This window comes from Acidibrevibacterium fodinaquatile (genome assembly GCF_003352165.1).
Lineage (GTDB): Bacteria > Pseudomonadota > Alphaproteobacteria > Acetobacterales > Acetobacteraceae > Acidibrevibacterium > Acidibrevibacterium fodinaquatile.
The window spans coordinates 3486739-3505615 of the sequence record NZ_CP029176.1 but is presented as its reverse complement, the minus strand read 5'-3'; the positions used below and the strand labels follow the sequence as shown (position 1 = coordinate 3505615).

The following is an 18877-nucleotide window of genomic DNA, read 5'->3' as shown; positions in this document are numbered from 1 at the left end:
CCATGTCGTTCGGACGGAGAGTCTTCTTGGGTGCGGCGGCGACATTCGCTGCGGCGCGCTTGCGCCAGGCCGCAGCGGAGGCACCGAGGCCAGGTGGCGTGCTTCGGATTTCGGCATACGGCGACATCACGTCATTCGATCCGGCGACCGGACGCTCGGGCGAGGATCACGTGCAGCTCTATCCGCTCTATGACACGCTGATCGATTATGATTTCACGACACTAACGGCGCGTCCCCGTCTCGCCACCTCATGGACTTTCCTTGATTCAAAAACGCTCGTTCTTGATCTTCGCCCCGCTGTGCTGTTCCATGACGGCACGGCATGCGATGCGGCGGCTGTCAAATACAATCTCGATCGCGTGCGTAGCTATCCACGTTCGAATATCAAAGCCGATGTCGATGCCATTGATGCTGTTGAAACACGCGGCACACAGCAGGTCGTGCTGCACCTCAAGCGGCCGGATACCGCCTTGCCGCTCGTACTCTCAGATCGCGCCGGAATGATGGTATCACCTACGGCGTTCGAGAAGTACGGTGAAGCCTTCGATCGCAATCCAGTCGGGGCCGGGGCGATGCGCTTCGTTGAATGGCGTGACAAGGATCGTACGGTTTATGCCCGCAACGAAAAATACTGGCAACCGGGCCGCCCTTATCTTGACGGTATCCGCTTTGCCCTGATCTCGGATTTGCAGACGGGGCTTCGTTCGGTAATAACCGGCGAGAATGATTTCATCTATGCTTTGACACCGCAGCAAATGATGCTCGCGCGCCGCAGTCGTGATCTCGTCACCTCGGCTTCCCCAACCTTGTTCTGCCAATTGTTGTTTTTCAACTATGGCCGCGGGCCAATGGCTGACGCGCGGGTTCGTCAAGCGATCAATTATGCGATTGACCGAAAAACATTTGACCAAGCTTCCGCGCTCGATCTCTATCAGATCGCCGATATGCTTTTGCCTAAAGAGCACTGGGCGTACGATGCAACGCTCGCCGGGCACTATACGCACGATCCGGTGCGCGCTCGTGCACTGCTTGCTGAAGCCGGATATCGCGACGGCATTACTCTTGATCTTATGGCGTACAACGACCAGGCATCGCAGCAGCGTGCCGAGATTTTGATTGAGCAGATGAAAGCCGCTGGTATTACTTTGCGCATGAAAAGTGGTGCGTTACCGGAGATCACTGGCCAGTTTTTCTCGGGAAAAATCGGCGATATGCTGCTCGCGGCCTGGACTGGTCGACCTGATCCCTCGCTCAGCTACGCGCTGATGTTTGGCAAGAGCGGTTATTTTAATCCCGGCGGCGCTGAGACGCCAGGGCTTGAGGACGCGCTCGCGGCGACACGTGTGAGCGAGGCACCCAATGTCCGCAAAGGAGCCTTTGCGACGGTGCAGAAGATTGTTATCGATGAAGCGCTTTGCGCGCCGCTTCTATTCCAATCGCAGCTCGTGGCGCACACCACGAAGGTGCAGGGCTGGCAGCCGACATTGCTCGGCAAGCCGCGGTTTGATGATGTTTTCCTGAGCGGCTGAACGCGATGGCGGGCGCGTGGCGTGAATTCGCTCAACGGGTCGCGGCAATGGTGCCGGCGGCGCTGTTGGCGACGCTTTTGGTATTCGCTTTGCTGCATCTCGTACCCGGCGATCCGGCAGTGACGCTGGCCGGGGAAAACGCCTCGGCTGCGCGCATCACTGAGATCCGTCATCTGACCGGCCTCGACCGTCCGCTCACGGTGCAGTATCTCGTTTGGCTGAATGGCGTGTTGCATGGAGATCTTTCGCACTCGCTATTGTCTGGCATGCCGGTTGCGCAGGCGATCGCGGAAAAGCTACCGCTCAGCCTATTTATTGTAGTTCTGGCGATAGGTTTCGCGCTGGTTCTCGGTATCCCTCTCGGCATTTTGGCCGCGACACATGCCGGCTCGATCATGGATGGTGCGGTTTCTGCGCTTGCCGCACTCGGTGTCGCACTGCCAAACTTCTGGCTGGCGATGATATTGGTTGCGTTGTTTGCGATCGATCTGCATTGGCTTCCGGCGACTGGCGCAGTGCCGCTGCGCGACAATCCGTCGCAAGCGTTACGTCATGCCACACTGCCGGCGTTGGCATTAGCGGCTGGCGGCATGGCAGAGGTCGCGCGCCAGGTACGCGGTGCGCTAACTTTCGTGCTGCGCGCGCCCTTCGTACGCACTTTGCACGCCAAGGGACTGCCGGCAGCGGCGATCGTTTGGCGGCACGGGATGAGAAATATTGCAGCACTCTTGCTAACCCTGGTCGCTTTGCTGTTCAACCGCATGCTCGGTGCGACTGTCGTGATCGAAACGGTGTTTGCCATTCCAGGGATCGGCAGCACGATGGTCGAAGCTGCCGTCGGCAAGGATTTCCCAATGGTCCAAGGCGTTGTGCTGGTGATGGCGCTATTGGTAATCGTAAGCAACTTACTCGTTGATCTTGTCATCGGTTGGATCGATCCACGTGGACGGCGGTCGGTTGGACCATGATACGTGGCCTATCCCAACGAATGCGGCGTCAACCGATAGCGGCTTTGGCTATGCTTTGGCTGACGGGCTTGGTGGTGCTTGGCTTCCTCGCGCCTTGGCTCGCCCCCGCTTCGCCGACGGTGCAAAATCCCGCCGAGATATTGCTTCCGCCGAATGCGCAACATTGGCTTGGTACTGACGACCTGGGCCGCGATGTACTGAGTCGCTTGATTTATGGCAGCCCGGTCGCACTCACGGCAAGTCTTCTTGCCGTTTCCGTCGCGGCATTGATCGGCGTGCCGCTGGGATTGCTGGCTGGATTTGCCGGCGGCTGGATCGACATGTTGATTGGCCGTATTATTGATGCCATGCTGTCGTTTCCGGCAATCATCTTAGCGGTTGGGATCACTGGGGCGCTGGGTGCTGGCTTGATCGATGGCATGATCGCGGTTGGTGTGGTCTTTGCCCCGGTCCTAGCCCGCCTCGCGCGCGCAGAGACGAGGTTGGTGCGCGCAGAACCCTACGTCGAGGCAGCGCGCGGGTTTGGGGCGAGTACACTCTACCTACTGCGCCGGCATATCCTACCCAATGTCGCCGAGCCGCTAATCGTACAAATAACCTTACTACTGGCCCAGGCCCTTTTGGCCGAAGCGAGCTTGAGTTTTCTTGGTCTCGGCGCGCAGCCGCCGGCGCCGAGCTGGGGGGCGATGCTGGCCCGCGCCTATGCCTACATGGAGATCGCCCCCGAGCAAATGTATGCGCCGGGATTGGCGATTGTGTTTACATCGCTCGCCTTCAACCGCCTCGGGGAAGCGCTGCGTGCCGCGCTTGATCCACGTGAGAACCCGAGCGGCGATTTTATCGACGCCAATCCAGCTACAACAGTTTTGCCAGATCGGCGCGTTTAACTTTGCCGGTGGCTGTCATCGGTAGGGTGTCCACCAAGCGTATTTCGGGAACTTTATAGGTTGCCATGTTCTCACGACACCAGGCGGTGATATCGTCGGCATTGGCACGGGCGCCGGTAATAAGCCGCACGAAAGCAACCGGAACTTCGCCGCGTTTGGCATCCGTGCGGCCTACGACGCCGCTTGCGGCGATTGCCGGATGGCGCGCGAGCAGCATTTCGATTTCGGTCGGAAATACGCTCATCCCGTTGACCTTTAACATTTCCTTACGCCGTCCAAGATAGTGTAGGCATCCCCATTCATCGATGCGTCCGATATCGCCGCTGTGGAGCCAACCGTCGCCGAGTGCCTCGGCGCTCGCCTCAGGCTTGTTCCAGTAGGACTTCAAAAGAGACGGTGAGTGGATACGGATTTCGCCTGCCTCGCCAAATGGCAAATCTGCGCCGGTCTCGAACTCAGTAATGCGAAACACGGTTCCCGGCATCGGGAGCCCGACGAATACAGGATCGGCAGCGAGATCGCGGTCGTTGTTCTGAAATCCATAGGTGAAAGTATCCATGGTATTGGTCTCTGTCATGCCATAGGCTGCCTCACGCAACGTGCAGCCGGTGAGCGCCCGAAAATGCCTTCGTAGTTCGGGATCAAGCACTTTCATCAGGGAGGAGACAGTGACGTCGCGGAGCGAGGAAAGATCGGTGCGGCGCGCTTCCGGATGGTTCAGGATATCGACCGCGCTGTCGGCAAGTAGATGCACGGTGCTGACGCGATAATGGGCGATCGCGGCGAGGGTGGCGCCAGGATCCCACCGTGTCATAAGCACAATCGCACGTCCAGAGACTACCGGCATCAACAATCCGCCATCCTCTCCGGCGATCCAGAACATTGGCAGAAAATTGAGCATCGGCGCATCTCCCGAGCCGATCGTAAGAAATGTATTGCCGCAAGCCGCCGTATAGACCTTATCGCCATGCGTATGTACGCAGCCTTTTGGCAAGCCGGTTGTCCCGCCCGTGTAGTTCAGTGCGGCGATGCTATCCCAATCGAGGGCAGGATTGGGCGGTCGCGCGGTTTCGGCGTGGAGCGTCTGCAGGAGATCGCGTGTACCGACGGGCACCAGTCGTGGCGCATCAAGACCAGGCGGGATAGCGTAGGCCGGCGTCGGAGGGAGAAAATCGCTGAGGCTAGTTACGAGCACACACGCTGGCAAACCCGCCGCCGCGGCGGTCTCGAATAGACGATCCTGCACGATCAGCACGGAGGCGCCGCTATCATGAAGATAATGCGCAAATTCGAGGGCTTTGACGAGCGGATTGATCGGCACAACGATCCCGCCAGCCTTGAGAATACCGAGATAGGAGATGGTATATTGTGGACAATTGGGAAGACAGACAGCGACGCGGTCGCCGGGCTTGACTCCCTCCCTTGCCAGCAGGGCAGCGAGTAGATCCGAGAGATGGTCAAGCGTTCGCCAGGAAATCTCTGTCCCATAGAACAAAATCGCGGGCGCTTCGGGCTTGAGCTTTGCCCAATGCCGGAGATAGGCGGTCAGGGGTACTTTACCAATCGGGTAAAACGGTTCGCGCGGCAACTGCGCGGGCCAATTGGCCTCGATGAGGCGCGCATACGCGCTCGCGATATCAGACATGGGTTTCCTCATTGATTTGTTGTGCCAAGACTAGCACTCTATCGCCATCAGTGGGATCTGGCTACGTCGGATGACGGGGAGGAACGAAGGAAATGCGGAAGCTGTTGATCGCTAACCGCGGCGAAGTCGCGGTGCGCATCGCCCGCGCCGCGGCCGAGCGCGACATCCACACGATTGCCCTTTATGCAGCCGACGATTCGGACGCGCCCTATCTGCGCGCCGCCGACGAAACCATTGCGCTGCCGGGGGCGGGCCCAGCGGCCTATCTCGATGCCGACGCAATCCTGACGTCGGCGAGACAAATGTGCGCCGATGCGCTGCATCCGGGCTGGGGGTTTCTCAGTGAAAATGCGCAATTTGCCGAAGGCTGCGCTGGCGCCGGACTGCTCTTTGTTGGGCCATCGCCGGAGATACTCCGCATTTTTGGTGATAAAAACCGCGCCCGCCAGCATGCGATCGAATGCGGTGTACCGGTCCTTGAGGCTGTGGGGACGCAGGCGGAAGCAGAAGCGCTCCTGGGTAAGGGCCCGATCATGCTCAAGGCGGTCGCGGGCGGGGGTGGTCGTGGCATGCGGATTGTCCGTCGTCACGACCAACTCAAGCAAGCTTGGGAGATATGTGCGACGGAAGCCGCCGCGGCATTCGGCAATTCAGAAGTCTATGCAGAACGGCTTGGCGAGCGGGCGCGCCATGTCGAGGTGCAAATCATCGGCGACGGCCGTGATGTGGTGGCGCTTGGCGCGCGTGAGTGCAGTCTGCAACACCACCATCGGAAGCTGGTGGAGAGCGCGCCCGTCGACGGATGTGAGCCGCTCATCGTAGCGGCGTGCAAGATGGCGCGTGCGGTTGGTTATCGCGGTCTCGGCACCTGGGAATTCCTTCGCGGTGAAAATGATTTCTGGTTTCTCGAGGTCAATCCACGGCTTCAGGTTGAACATACCGTTACGGAAATGGTGAGCGGGATTGATCTGGTGCGGGTGCAGCTTGAGCTCGCGGAGGGGGCGACTCTCGATGCCATCGGTCTCGCTGTGCCGCCGGCCTTGCGGGGTTTCGCCATTGAGCTGCGTATCAATGGGGAGGCGATGGCAGCCTCTGGCATGGCACAACCGGCGAGTGGGACGATTAGGGATCTCGAATTGCCATCCGGCCCTGGGGTGCGGGTCGATCATGCGATCGCTGAGTGCTATGCGCCATCGCCGGCTTTTGACAGTCTTCTTGCCAAGCTCATAGTGCTCGGCGAGACTCGCGACCAGGCAATGCGCCGCGCACGCCGGGCGCTCGGTGAGTTTCGTATAACCGGAATAAGTACAAATATTTCTTTTCTTCAGCATTTGCTTGCGATGCCTGAGGTGATCGCCAACGACGTCCATACCCGCTTTATTGAGGAACGTGCGAGCGAACTTAACATCACTGAGCCGGCACAAGAGACAGCACGAGACGGCTTGATTCCCCTTCTTGCGCCGATAACCGGGACCGTGGTCACGGTGGCTGCAATCGTGGGGGAGAAAGTAAATTTGGGTGACAGCCTTGTTCTGCTCGAGGCGATGAAGATGCAGGTCGCCGCCTGCGCGTCGTGTAGCGGGGTGGTGAGAGCGGTGCTCGTGAGGCCAGGAGAGTTGCTGCGCGAGGGGGCAGTGGTCGCCTGGCTCGAGGCGTCGGAGGGCGAAAGAGAGTCCGCTGTTGGGCCGGTGTTTGATCCCGAGCGTATCCGCCGCGATCTCGCCGAGGTCATCGCACGGCATGACGCGACACGAGATGCGGCGCGCCCCGAAGCGGTGACGCGGCGGCACCAGAGGGGCAAACGAACGGTTCGGGAGAATCTCGCTGATCTCTTAGATCCGGGAAGTTTTAGCGAGTACGGCCCGCTTGCACTTGCCGCGCAGCGTCGTCGCCGGCCGCTGGAGGAATTGATCCGCACGACCCCGGCTGATGGTCTGGTCGCTGGCATCGGTGCGGTCGAGGGACGGTGTTGCGCTGTGCTTGCCTATGATTACACAGTTCTTGCTGGCACGCAGGGATTTCTCAACCATAAGAAAACCGATCGACTGCTCCGGGTCGTCGCCGAACAGCGCCTAGCCCTGGTGCTGTTCGCCGAAGGCGGCGGCGGACGGCCGGGTGATACCGACGTGATGGGGGTTGCCGGTCTCGATCTTACGACTTTCGCTCGCTTTGCCTCCCTCAGCGGCGTAGCGCCGCTCATCGGTGTGGTTGCGGGCTTCTGCTTTGCGGGCAATGCTGCGCTGCTCGGCTGCTGCGATGTCATCATCGCGACCAAGGATGCCAGCATCGGCATGGGTGGGCCGGCAATGATTGAAGGCGGCGGGCTCGGCGTTGTTCGCCCGGAAGAGGTTGGGCCGGTTGCGGTTCAGGCGCCGAACGGCGTCATCGACCTTGTCGTGGCTGACGAGGCGGCGGCGGTTGCCGCGGCGAGAAAGTACCTGTCCTATTTTAATGGTGTGTCAACGGAAGGCACAGTCCCCGACCAACGTCGGCTGCGCGAAGCCGTGCCCGAGGACCGCAAGCGCGCCTATGACATGCGCGCGCTGATTGCGTTGTTGGCCGATGAGGGCTCCATTCTCGAGCTGCGCGGCGATTTTGGACCAGGCATGATCACCGCGCTCATCCGCATCGCGGGCGAGCCGTTTGGATTAATCGCCAATCAGCCACTCCATCTCGGCGGAGCCATCGATGCGCCGGGCGCTGACAAGGCCGCACGATTTTTGCAACTATGCGATGCGCATGGCTTGGCCGTGGTTAGTCTTTGTGACACACCGGGCTTCATGGTTGGGCCGGAGACAGAACGCACCGCTCAGGTGCGCCATGTTTGCCGCATGTTCGTAGTGGGGGCGGCGCTCCGCGTGCCGCTGTTCTGTGTGGTGACGCGCAAAGGCTACGGGCTTGGCGCCATGGCGATGGCGGGCGGTGGGTTTCATGAAACGATCTTCACCGCCGCGTGGCCGAGCGCGGAGTTCGGTGGCATGGGTCTCGAGGGTGCCGTGCGGTTGGGATATCGCCGCGAACTCGACGCGGTGGCGGATGTGGCGGAACGCCAGGCATTGTTCGAAAATCTGGTGGAGCGTCTCTATACCGAGGGGAAAGCGATCAATATGGCGTCGTTTCTTGAGATCGACGCGGTGATCGACCCCGCCGAAACCCGCGCCTGGCTCGCGCGCGGGCAGAAGGCCACGATGGCAGGGGGGAAGCATGGCCTGCGGGAGCGTCGCTTCATTGACCCCTGGTGAAAGCCATCGCATTCTTTGACGAGGAAGTTGGCCAGGATGGCGTCGCCGAGTACCGCGCGGCGCAAGATGGCAACCGGGGCCGGCAAGACCACGGTGATGGCCATGCTGATCGCTTGGCAGACCGTCAACGGCGTTCGCAGCCCGAACAGCGCGCTGTTCAGCCGCGGATTCCTGATCATCACCCCCGGCATCACCATCCGTGACCGGCTGCGGGTGCTATTGCCCGACGATCCTGATGCCTACTACGCGAAGCGCGAATTGGTGCCGGCCGACATGCTGCCCGAGCTCGGCAAGGGCAAGATTGTGCTGACCAACTATCACGCTCCTCTACAGCCACTACGACAAAACCTCGGAGGCGTGGGAGCGCGCGGGGATCGACGTGCCGCCGGTGTTCATCGTGGTCTGCAACAACACCGCGACCTCGCGGCTGGTGTATGAATGGATCGCCGGCTTCGAGCGACCGGGGGAAGACGACGAGCCGGAGGTGAAACATCGCGGGCATCTCTCTCTGTTTCAGAACTACGACCAGCACCACCAGCGCCTCCCACGTGCAGATTCCGACGGAAGCCGGCCGGGGATTCCGATTTGATGTCGGCCAGCGTTCCGATTTGAAGCCGGCCACCATTCCGATTTAATTCCGGCCACCTGGCGGGGATTTTTCAGCGTTTTCGGCTGGGTCAGCAACTCGGGCAACTGTCCTCTCGTTACCATCAACGAGGAGGGCTGGATGCCGGCGAAGAGAGAGCTGACGATGCGGCAGATACGACAAACCTTACGGCTGGCCAGTGACGGCATCAGCGCCAGGGCGATGGGGCGGATGCTGGGCGTGGCGCGGAGCACGATCCAGGACAATCTGAAGCGGGCGCAGGCAGCGGGGCTGGCGTGGCCGTTGCCGGCCGACCTCAGTGATGCGGTTTTGGAGGAGCGGCTGTTTGCCCGCAGCGGCGCGCCGCGGGGGGTGCGCCGGCGCGCCGAGCCGGTCTGGAGCGAGCTGGTCTGCGAGCTCAAGCGCCCGGGCGTGAACCTGATGGTGCTGTGGGAGGAATATCGCGCCGGGCATCCGGAAGGGTACAGCTACAGCCGGTTCTGCGATTTGTTCAGGGAGTTCGAGGCACGGCTGTCACCGGTCATGCGCCAGGAGCACCGGGCGGGCGACAAGGTGTTCGTCGATTATTCCGGCAAAAAGTTGGGCATCACCGATCCCGCAACTGGCATCGTGCGCATGGCGGAGATTTTTGTCGCGGTGCTGGGCGCGTCGAACTACACCTACGCGGAGGCGAGCTGGACCCAGACGCTGCCGGATTGGATCGGCGCGCATAGCCGCATGTTCCGGTTTTTTGGCGGCGTGCCGCGGCTGATCGTGCCGGATAATCTGAAGTCCGGCGTCAACAAGGCGTCGTTCTACGATCCAGAGATCAACCTGAGCTATGGCCGGATGGCCTCGCATTACGGTGTTGGTGTTTTGCCGGCCCGGCCGCGGCGCCCGAAGGACAAGGCGAAGGTGGAAGCCGGTGTCCGCTTTGCCCAGAGCTACATTCTGGGCCGGTTGCGCCAGCAGACTTTCTTCTCTCTGGCTGAAGCCAACCAGGCGATTGCCGGCATGGTGGAGCGGATCAACGCGCATGTCATGCGCAGGCTCGGCGTCAGCCGGCGGCATTTGTTCGAGACGATCGAACGCCAGGCTTTGGCGGCATTGCCAGAGACCGACCATGAGTTTGCGGAGTGGGGTTTTGCCCGCGTCTCGCTGGATTATCATGTCGAGGTCTGCGGCTTTTTCTACTCGGTGCCGCATCAGCTGATCCGCCAGCAAGTCGATACCCGCGCCACCGAGCGGATGGTTGAGATCTTCCACCAAGGCAAGCGGGTCGCGGTGCATCAGCGCCGCTATGGCGGTCCAAGGCACGGCACTGCCCCTGAGCATATGCCGAGCGCGCACCGGCGCTACGCCGCATGGACGCCGGAGCGGTTCCGCTCATGGGGCGCATCGATCGGCCCGCAGACCGAGGGGCTGATCATCGCCATCCTCGCCAACCGGCCGCATCCGGAACAGGGGTTTCGGACATGCCTTGGCATCCTGCGGCTGTTCAAGGAGTTGGACCGTCCGCGCGCCGAGGCGGTGGCGGCCCGAGCGGTCGCCTTTGGCGCGTTCAACTACAAGAGCATTGCCTCGATCATCGCCAGCAAGCTCGACCAGACGGCCAGCCCGCCAGATGAGGCGCAGGCGGTGCTGACCCACAGCAATCTGCGCGGCGCCGAATATTTTCACTGATTTCCACTGAAAGGAACAAGCATGCTCACCCACCCGACCCTCGACCTGCTGCACAAACTCGGCCTGCACGGCATGGCCAAAGCCTTCAAGGACCTCGACGCCCGGCCGGAGGTTGCCGGTTTGGCCCATGGCGAATGGCTGGCTTTATTGCTCGAGCACGAGGCCACGTTGCGACAGCAGAAACGCTTCGAGAGCCGCGCCCGCGCGGCCAAATTGCGCCAGTCCGCCAGCGTCGAGGATGTCGATTACCGCGCCCCGCGCGGCCTCGACCGGGCACAGTTCCTGAAACTCGCCAGCTGTGACTGGGTGCGCGCCCGGCATAATCTGCTCATTACCGGCCCCTGCGGGGTCGGCAAAAGCTGGCTGGCCTGCGCGCTGGGCCAGAAGGCTTGCCGCGAGGATCTCTCGACCGCCTATCACCGGGTGTCGCGGCTGTTCTCTGCCCTGGCGCTGGCCCGCGCCGATGGCCGTTACGCCAGAACACTGCGCCAGATCGCCAGGCTCGACCTGTTGATTTTGGACGATTGGGGCCCCGAGACCCTGAACGCGGACCAACGCCGCGATCTGCTGGAAATTATCGATGACCGCCACGAGATGCGCTCCGTCATCATCACCAGCCAAGTGCCGGTCGAGCGCTGGTACGAAATCATCGGCGATCCCACCATCGCCGACGCCATCCTCGACCGCCTCGTCCACAACGCCTACCGCATCGAACTCACCGGCGAGAGCCTCCGTAAAAAGCGCGATCCGGCACCGGCCCACGCCCGAACTTGACCCAAAACAAGGACACGATAATCATTCAACCAGACCCAACCGAAGACGCTCAGGTGGCCGGCTTCAAATCGGAACCCCGGCCGGCTTCAGTTCGGAAGCAGTGGCCGGCTTCAAGTTGGAATGCATGGCCGACTTCATCGGAATCCGCATCCCACGCCCCAACACGCAGCTGATCGACAGCGAGCAGCTCGAATCCGGGGAAGCGCTCGACCCCGCTTTCCGCGACATGGCCGGCCCGGAGATCGCGCAATTCAAGCCGACCTGGTGGAGCGCACCGGCGACGCCAAGGCCGCCGAACAGATCACCGACGAACAACTGCTCCGCGAGGTGATGAACACGGTCGGGCGCGGACTGCGGCGGCAATCCTACGAGCTGAACAGGGAAGGCCTGTTCAACGTCGAATATGCCGACATCCTGGGCATCCCGTTTGACTTCGCGGCCGATCCGGTCGTCGCCCCCGTCACCCCGCCCAAGCGCAGCGTGCGGGTGCAGGCGATGCGTGACCGCGCGGCGCTGGAGATCGTGTTCCCGCGCGTCGGCGGCTACCGGGTGGATCTGCCGCAAGAGCGCCTGACCGCGCAGTTTACGGAAGACAGCCGGCTCACACTGACGCCCGAGATCGTCGGCCCCTGCACGGTGCTGATGGAGGGGATCGTCGGCGAAGGCGTGGAGCTGAACGCGGAAGATGCGTTCCGCACCCTGCGCCCCAGCACCATCTCCTACCACCTCGCCAAACGCTTGCTGGAAACCCGTTTGCGCGACCCAGGCGGCGATCTGCCGGTGCATCTCTTCGGGCAAGCGCAGCGCGTGGTGCGGGAATGGCTGGATGGCGGCTATCTGGTGGCCAAGGGCGTGCCGCGGGAGGCAGTGACCTATCTGGAATTGGCCGAGAAGGCGGTGGAACGCATCTACCTCGCCTGCCAGCGCAGCGCGCCGGGCGAGCAGCGGATCAAGGCGATCCTCGACCCCTACAACCCGCGCGGTTCAACCCGCTTCGTCAACTTCACCACGACAAAGACGGTCTATGAGACCCATCCGACCCGCTGCCACGTCAATTACGCTGTTTGCGACAGCGACTGGGAAGCGGAACTGGCGCGGGTGCTGGAAAGCCATCCGCGCTGGATGACGGGCGGGACGACCCGCTGACCCTGATCCTGCAGACCAAAGGCTATCGCGGCGGAGACGCCCAGTTGAAGGCGGAGACCATGCGCACCCTCTGGGTTCCGGGCGTCAACAATAGCGGCGGCTTTGGCCGCTGGGCATTCGAGGAATTCCGCGATGTCTTCGCCATCGAGGAGAACTTCGCCAAACTGGTAAATGACCTGCTCCCCTCTCCCTCCCCACACGGGGGAGGGAGAAGGAAGATTCTGATGGCGAAAGAACCGAAAACCCGGCGCGTCGAGACGCTGGTTCACGACAAGGCGCGGCGGAAGAATATCCCAACGGCCGAGTTGCAGACCTTCCTGGATGCCGAGGAAGACGCGAAACAGTTCGGCTCCGTTTCTTACGCGCGGGCGCGGCCTTTGGCGGAAGGGGAAACAAGGGCGCGCGATGAGGACCGGGATCCGCAGCTGATCTGGAACGGGGTGCGCATCCGCCTGACGCAGGGGCAGGTGCGCCAGTTGGCCGAGACTGGCGAGGTCGCGATCGGCGATGCGCAACTGGTCTGGCGCGGGAAGGACACGCAGGACTGGTCCGACCTGATCGTCCAGGCGCCGCCGCTCTATATCCAGGAGAAGATCCACCCGAAGGCGATCATCGACGATCTGCAGCGCGCGACGGCGCGGCGGGCGGACCCGGAGCCGATGGCCGATCTCTTCGCCGATTTCAACGGCGTGGCGCCGGATGCGCGGGCCGAGTTCTATCAGCACGACGCCCACTGGTCGAACCGGATGATCCTGGGTGACAGCTTGCAGGTGATGGCAAGCTTGGCCGAGCGCGAATCCTTACGCGGCAAGGTGCAATGCATCTATTTCGACCCGCCCTACGGCATCAAGTTCAACAGCAACTGGCAGGTGAGCACAGAGAGCCGGGACGTGAAGGACGGCAAGCGGGAAGACATCTCGCGCGAGCCGGAGCAGGTGAAAGCGTTCCGGGATACGTGGAAAGACGGCATTCACTCCTACCTGACCTATCTGCGCGATCGGCTGACGGTGGCGCGCGAGTTGCTGACGGAGAGCGGGTCGATTTTTGTGCAGATCGGGGATGAGAATGTGCATCGCGTGCGGGCGGTGTTGGATGAGGTGTTTGGGGCGGAGAACTTCTTTTCCCAAATACAGTACAGAGCATTGACCCCTCTTGGATCTCGTGGTCTGTCGAATGTCTATGATTACGTAATCTGGTTCGCAAAAAATAAAGATGCGATAAAATACCGTAATATTCAACTCGATCGGCCGATGAAGGAGGAGCGGGAATTTGCCTACGTCGACGATGGTTCTGGGTATTTCTCCAAAGCTCGCGATATTCCTGAGGACGGCCAGGGCGTCTTTAAAAGATCGGATCTGAAATCCTCCGGATATACGCCGACCTGCATTTATGATTTCGAGTTTGAGGGGCTGGTCGTAAAATCGCAGGGTCGGAAAAGTTGGCGGACGAACATTCCTGGGATGCGCCGCTTGATCAAGGCTAGCCGTTTGTTCAGGCTTGGTCATTCGGTATATTTTCGGCAATATTTTTCTGATTCCTCCATGAAACAGATGGAGAATACTTGGACCGACACGGCTGCCGGATTCGCAGACGCAAAGGTCTATGTTGTGCAAACCCACGATAAGGTCATCTCCCGCTGCATCCTCATGGCGACCGATCCCGGTGACCTCGTGCTCGATCCGACTTGCGGGTCCGGCACCACCGCAACCGTCGCCGAGCAATGGGGCCGCCGCTGGATCACCATCGACACCAGCCGCGTTGCCCTCGCCCTCGCCCGCACGCGCTTGATGAGCGCGCGCTACCCCTACTACCTGCTTGCCGACAGCCGCGAGGGCCGCGCCAAGGAGCAGGACATCACCGGCAGGCCGGCGCCCGAAGGCCCGACGCACGGCGATATCCGCCAGGGCTTCGTCTATGAACGCGTGCCGCATGTCACGCTGAAATCCATCGCCAACAACGCAGAGATCGACGTGATCTGGGAGCGCTGGCAGCAAACCCTCGAACCGCTGCGCGAGAAACTCAACAACTCCCTCCCCCGAAGTGGGGAGGGACAGGCCGGCGCAGCCGGCCAGGGTGGGGGTCGGGGCCGCATACCCCCACCCGGCCCCCCACCCGGCGCTGCGCGCCACCCTCCCCACGAGGGGGAGGGAACCCCGGCCCACAGGGGGGAGGGAAAGGGATACGAAGAATGGGAAATCCCCCGCGAGGCCGATCCCGCCTGGCCGGAGGAAGCGCGCGCCGCGCACGCCGCCTGGTGGGAAGCCCGCATCGCCCGCCAGCGCGAAATCGACGCCTCCATCGCCCGCGCCGCCGATGTCGAACTGCTCTACGACCGTCCCTATGAGGACAAAGCCCGCGTCCGCGTCGCCGGGCCGTTCACCGTGGAAAGCCTCTCGCCGCACCGGGTGATCCCGGCCGACCAGCAGGACAACGAAGAGGAACTCGCCCCCGCCGCCGCGAAGCGCCGCCGCGCGCTGGAAGCCGCCCCGCCCACCGACTTCGCCACCATGGTGCTAGAAAACCTCCGCACCGCCGGCGTGCAGGGCCGCGACAAGGCGGACCGCGTGCGCTTCACTGCCCTGCAACCCTGGCCGGGGAAATGGATCGGCGGCGAGGGAACCTATCTCGAAGGGCCGGAGGGCAAGCAGGTGGAACGCCGCGCCGCCATCTTCATCGGCCCGGAATTCGGCACCCTCTCCCGCCCCGACCTCGTCGCCGCCGCGCGCGAGGCCGCGGATGCGCGCTTCGACCTGCTGGTCGCCTGCGCCTTCGCCTATGACGCCCATGCCAGCGAATTGACACGCCTCGGCCCGCTCAACATCCTGCAGGCGAAGATGAACCCCGACCTGCATATGGCCGACGACCTCAAGAACACCGGCAAGGGCAATCTGTTCGTGGTGTTCGGCGAGCCGGACATCGACATCGAGCGGCTGGACGACGATCAGTTGCGCGTGCGCGTGAAGGGCATCGACGTGTTCGACCCCAACACCGGCGAAATCCGCGCCGACGACGTGAAGGGCATCGCCGCCTGGTTCATCGACACCGACTACGACGAGGAAAGCTTCTTCGTCCGCCACGCCTATTTCCTCGGCGCGAACGATCCCTACAAAGCGCTGAAGACGTCACTCAAGGCGGAGATCGACGAAGCCGCCTGGGCGAGCCTCTATCGCGAGGTCAGCCGCCCATTCCCCCGCCCGGACTCCGGGCGGATCGCGGTGAAGGTGATCAATCACTTCGGGGATGAGGTGATGAAGGTGTACGGGGTGTAGGAAAATCCGTCCTGCAAAAAACATAAGGAAGGAAGAATCATCAAATGATAGCGCCGAAATCCACGAAAGCATCTTTGCCTAATATAGCGGAGCGTGGGCGCCCGCCTTACGGATTTGTTCTTCTTGACTGCCCAAGTGATCACGAAATTGATGGTAATCTTGTTACCGAATGCCAGGTCGTGCAGTCATTGTTATCTAATCGCAGACTCGGGTCCGCTACGAAATTAATTAGAGTGACTTCCTATAGTGGGTTTAGAAATTCGAATTGGAAAACCTACAACGCCATTGGGTTTTTGCATGTAGCAGGACATGGATCCAAATTTGGTCTAGGATTCATTGGGGGAAATGTTTCATGGAAGGATGTGGCGAAAACCTTGAAGAAGGTCGCGCCGAAACTCGATAAAGATAAGCAGAGGGTCCTTTGTTTATCCTGCTGTCATTCCTTGGCTGCGTATCGGGCGATGAAGACGGATCTGAAGGGGCACTTTACGGGTGCCTACCACTTCTCGGAGGAAAAAATCAGCTTTGCGACAGCAATGACTGTTTGGGCCATGTTTTATCGTAGGAAAACCCTTGAGAGGCCACATGCTGCGGTCGTAAAGGCCATAAATGACTTCTTCGGTAAAGAAGTGATCGGAGCCAAGGGGATTTAATGAGGCCAGTCCCCACCCGTTTCTCGATGTGCGTTTGTTCGACCTTCAGGCGGTAGTTTTGACGGACTTCCGTATCGCCGACAGCTTCACCGACGCGCTGGCTCGCCTGCCGGCGCAGGACCAGAAAGCGGTGAAGAATTCGGCATTCGATCTGCAACTTGATCCGTCCGCGCCCGGCTTGCAGTTCCACCGCATCGAAAAATCCAAGGACCCGCATTTCTGGTCCATCCGAGTCAACCGCGACCTGCGCATCATCGTCCACAAGACAGCTGAAAGCCTTCTGCTCGCCTATGTGGATCATCACGACAAGGCCTATGCCTGGGCCGAGCGGCGGCGGATCGAGGCGCATCCCCGGACCGGCGCCGTGCAGATCGTGGAAGTGCGCGAGCGGGTCGAGCGAGCAGCGCCGGACCTGTTCATCCCCGCCCGTGTTCCCGAACCGGCACCGTCCGCACCATCGCCGGAGCCGCCCCTGTTCGCCCACCTCGCCGCAGACGACCTGCTTGCGGTCGGCGTGCCTGAGGACTGGCTGGCGGCGGTGCAGGCCGCGACGGAGAGCCGCTTCTTCGACCTCGCGCCGCACCTGCCGGCCGAGGCGGCGGAAGCGCTGCTGGAATACGCCGCCACCGGCCGCCTGCCGAAGCCGGAGCCGGTGGCTGCGACGATCGATCCGTTCGCCCACCCGGACGCGCGGCGCCGCTTCCGCACCGTCGAGAACCTGGCCGAACTGCAAGCCGCGTTGGACGCACCCTGGGAGAAATGGGCGGTCTTCCTTCACCCCTCCCAGTGCAGCGTGGTGGAGCGTGCCTTCAACGGCCCGCGCGCGTGTCGGGATCAGCCGGCACCGGCAAGACCGTGGTCGCCCTGCATCGCGCCGCCCGCCTCGCCCGCGCGGACGTCGGCGCCAAGGTGTTGCTGACCACCTTCTCCCAGCCGCTCGCCGAAGCGCTGTCGCGCAAGCTCGCTGTGTTGACGGCAGGGGAAGCCGAGGTGCGGGCGCGGATCACGGTCGCGTCCTGGGAGCGGCTGGCCGATGAGCTCTACCAGCTTGCCTTCGGCCGCCGGCCCCGCGTCGCGCCAAGCGATCAGGTGCGCGCGGCGCTGGTCGCTGCCGCTCAGGCGCAGGGCGTCGGCACGTTTTCGGACCGGTTCCTGCTCGGCGAATTCACCCAGGTCGTCGATGCCTGGCAGGTGGAAAGCGTCGAGGCCTATACCGGCACACCGCGGAGTGGCCGCAAGAGCCGGCTCGGCGCCCGCCAGCGGGAACGCCTGTGGCCGGTTTTCGCCGCAGCGCGGGCGGCACTGAACGAGCAGGGGCTGATGACCTGGCCGAAGGTGTTCGGTGCCGTGACGGCCGCCTACAGCGAGCGCGCCGCCAAGCCGTTCACGCAAATTGTGGTCGATGAGGCGCAGGACCTCGGCGTGCCGGAACTGCGCATGCTCTGCGCGCTCGCGCCGGATGGGGCCGACGCGCTGTTCTTCGCCGGCGATCTCGGCCAACGCATCTTCCAGCCGCCGTTCTCCTGGAAGGCGCTCGGGGTCGATGTGCGCGGACGATCGACAACGCTGAAGGTGAACTACCGGACCTCCCACCAGATCCGGGAGGCGGCGGACCGGCTGCTGCCCGGCGTGATCCGGGACATGGACGGGCGCGAGGAGGCGCGGCGCGGAACCATCTCCGTCTTCGACGGCCCGCCGCCGGAGATCGTGCGCGCCGCTGACCAGGGCACGGAGACGGCGGCGGCCATCGCGTTCATAGCCGCGGCGCGCGCCGACGGGATCGGTGCCGAGGAGATCGGCGCCTTCGTCCGCTCGCGCGCCCAGCTCGATCGGGCGCGGCGGGCGGTGGAAGGGGCCGGGCTGGTTCCAGTCGAGGGCACCGACCCCGGGGCCGGCAAGGAAGGCCGCGTGCTGATCGGCACGTTGCATCTGGCGAAGGGGCTGGAATTCAAGGCGGTCCTGGTTCTCGCCTGCGACGATCAGGTGCTGCCGCTACAGCAGAGGATCGATGACGCAATGGACGAAGCCGATCTCGACGAGATCTACGAGACCGAGCGCCAGCTGTTCTACGTCGCCTGCACACGCGCGCGGGACCGGTTGCTTGTCGCCGGCGTGCTACCGGTTTCGGAGTTCCTGGACGACTTGGAGAAAGACTGAGGCATCGGTGATATCCCGCGGAATGTTGAATGGGGAGCGGCGTTGCCGCCTTGAGCCGCTAGGCTCGGAGTGTCTGGTCCACATTTGGAAGGCAACGCCATGAAGAGGGATACCTCACACGAGGCGGTGACGCCGCATGCGATTCTAAAAGATGCTTGAGAGGAAGTTGGGGCGACCCTGTGCGCGATGCTGGAGCAGGATGCGGCGGCGCTGTGCTGGCCACGAAACGGCCATGCGGCCGGCAAGCTTGGCCATCAGCAGAACATCGGGACCGATCGGATGCCACGGCGGCACGGTTGTCGCTGAGCGTCCCAGGGGTGGCAAGGCAGAACTGGCCA

13 protein-coding genes and 1 pseudogene are annotated in these 18877 nt (G+C 62.3%); 13 read left to right on the top strand and 1 reads right to left on the bottom strand.

Going from position 1 to position 18877, the window contains the following annotated elements; genetic code table 11:
• The first annotated feature begins 2 nt into the window (after nucleotides 1–2).
• The 3 genes from DEF76_RS16625 to DEF76_RS16615 are packed head-to-tail and all read left to right on the top strand — an operon-like array spanning nucleotide 3 to nucleotide 3384.
• Nucleotides 3–1529 (top strand): ABC transporter substrate-binding protein, encoded by a 1527-nt coding sequence (locus DEF76_RS16625; RefSeq protein ID WP_162800718.1) that lies wholly within the window; start codon nucleotides 3–5, stop codon nucleotides 1527–1529.
• A 5-nt stretch (nucleotides 1530–1534) separates the two neighbouring features.
• On the top strand, nucleotides 1535–2497 hold the full coding sequence (locus DEF76_RS16620; protein WP_114913243.1) for an ABC transporter permease: 963 nt from the start codon (nucleotides 1535–1537) through the stop codon (nucleotides 2495–2497).
• Entirely contained in the window at nucleotides 2494–3384 is an 891-nt protein-coding gene (locus DEF76_RS16615) for an ABC transporter permease subunit (RefSeq protein WP_114913242.1), read from the top strand. Before DEF76_RS16620 ends, DEF76_RS16615 begins: the two co-directional genes overlap by 4 nt.
• On the opposite strand, the gene DEF76_RS16610 is transcribed toward DEF76_RS16615, so the two are convergent.
• Nucleotides 3353–5029, bottom strand: a complete 1677-nt coding sequence (locus DEF76_RS16610; protein ID WP_205216043.1) for an AMP-binding protein — start codon at nucleotides 5027–5029, stop codon at nucleotides 3353–3355. The genes DEF76_RS16615 and DEF76_RS16610 overlap by 32 nt on opposite strands.
• A 92-nt stretch (nucleotides 5030–5121) precedes the next feature.
• Here DEF76_RS16610 and DEF76_RS16605 point away from each other — a divergent pair, with 92 nt between their 5' ends.
• From DEF76_RS16605 to DEF76_RS20040, 10 genes and pseudogenes are all read left to right on the top strand, one after another.
• A complete protein-coding gene (locus DEF76_RS16605; RefSeq protein WP_114913240.1) occupies nucleotides 5122–8271 on the top strand; it encodes an acetyl-CoA carboxylase family protein in 3150 nt (1049 codons plus the stop codon).
• Between the two features lie 63 nt (nucleotides 8272–8334).
• Nucleotides 8335–8821: pseudogene (locus DEF76_RS16600) on the top strand (hypothetical protein); the annotation flags it as partial.
• A 201-nt stretch (nucleotides 8822–9022) separates the two neighbouring features.
• On the top strand, nucleotides 9023–10540 hold the full coding sequence (gene istA / locus DEF76_RS16595) for an IS21 family transposase (RefSeq protein WP_408842839.1): 1518 nt from the start codon (nucleotides 9023–9025) through the stop codon (nucleotides 10538–10540).
• A gap of 21 nt (nucleotides 10541–10561) precedes the next feature.
• Complete coding sequence (gene istB, locus DEF76_RS16590; RefSeq protein WP_114912091.1) at nucleotides 10562–11314, top strand: IS21-like element helper ATPase IstB; 753 nt, start codon at nucleotides 10562–10564, stop codon at nucleotides 11312–11314.
• Between the two features lie 124 nt (nucleotides 11315–11438).
• A complete protein-coding gene (locus DEF76_RS19760) occupies nucleotides 11439–11645 on the top strand; it encodes a hypothetical protein (protein WP_205216042.1) in 207 nt (68 codons plus the stop codon).
• Nucleotides 11579–12460, top strand: a complete 882-nt coding sequence (locus tag DEF76_RS16585) for a hypothetical protein (RefSeq protein WP_205216041.1) — start codon at nucleotides 11579–11581, stop codon at nucleotides 12458–12460. Before DEF76_RS19760 ends, DEF76_RS16585 begins: the two co-directional genes overlap by 67 nt.
• Nucleotides 12461–12519: 59 nt before the next feature.
• Entirely contained in the window at nucleotides 12520–15729 is a 3210-nt protein-coding gene (locus DEF76_RS19755) for a site-specific DNA-methyltransferase (protein ID WP_240319044.1), read from the top strand.
• 44 nt (nucleotides 15730–15773) lie between these two features.
• Nucleotides 15774–16382 (top strand): hypothetical protein, encoded by a 609-nt coding sequence (locus DEF76_RS19540; RefSeq protein WP_162800717.1) that lies wholly within the window; start codon nucleotides 15774–15776, stop codon nucleotides 16380–16382.
• Nucleotides 16383–16440: 58 nt separating this feature from the next.
• Nucleotides 16441–17301 (top strand): type II toxin-antitoxin system RelE/ParE family toxin, encoded by an 861-nt coding sequence (locus DEF76_RS20045; RefSeq protein WP_240319043.1) that lies wholly within the window; start codon nucleotides 16441–16443, stop codon nucleotides 17299–17301.
• On the top strand, nucleotides 17208–18539 hold the full coding sequence (locus DEF76_RS20040; RefSeq protein ID WP_240319042.1) for a 3'-5' exonuclease: 1332 nt from the start codon (nucleotides 17208–17210) through the stop codon (nucleotides 18537–18539). The genes DEF76_RS20045 and DEF76_RS20040 overlap by 94 nt, the downstream gene beginning before the upstream one ends.
• The last annotated feature ends 338 nt before the right edge of the window (nucleotides 18540–18877 follow it).

Excerpts from the sequence above, each read along its gene's own strand:
- DEF76_RS16605 (WP_114913240.1), top strand. The coding sequence starts at position 5,122 with ATGCGGAAGCTGTTGATCGCTAACCGCGGCGAAGTCGCGGTGCGCATC.
- DEF76_RS19540 (WP_162800717.1), top strand. The coding sequence starts at position 15,774 with ATGATAGCGCCGAAATCCACGAAAGCATCTTTGCCTAATATAGCGGAG.
- DEF76_RS19760 (WP_205216042.1), top strand. The coding sequence starts at position 11,439 with ATGGCCGACTTCATCGGAATCCGCATCCCACGCCCCAACACGCAGCTG.
- istB (WP_114912091.1), top strand. The coding sequence starts at position 10,562 with ATGCTCACCCACCCGACCCTCGACCTGCTGCACAAACTCGGCCTGCAC.
- DEF76_RS19755 (WP_240319044.1), top strand. The coding sequence starts at position 12,520 with ATGCGCACCCTCTGGGTTCCGGGCGTCAACAATAGCGGCGGCTTTGGC.
- DEF76_RS16620 (WP_114913243.1), top strand. The coding sequence starts at position 1,535 with ATGGCGGGCGCGTGGCGTGAATTCGCTCAACGGGTCGCGGCAATGGTG.
- DEF76_RS16615 (WP_114913242.1), top strand. The coding sequence starts at position 2,494 with ATGATACGTGGCCTATCCCAACGAATGCGGCGTCAACCGATAGCGGCT.
- DEF76_RS16625 (WP_162800718.1), top strand. The coding sequence starts at position 3 with ATGTCGTTCGGACGGAGAGTCTTCTTGGGTGCGGCGGCGACATTCGCT.
- istA (WP_408842839.1), top strand. The coding sequence starts at position 9,023 with ATGCGGCAGATACGACAAACCTTACGGCTGGCCAGTGACGGCATCAGC.
- DEF76_RS16610 (WP_205216043.1), bottom strand. The coding sequence starts at position 5,029 with ATGTCTGATATCGCGAGCGCGTATGCGCGCCTCATCGAGGCCAATTGG.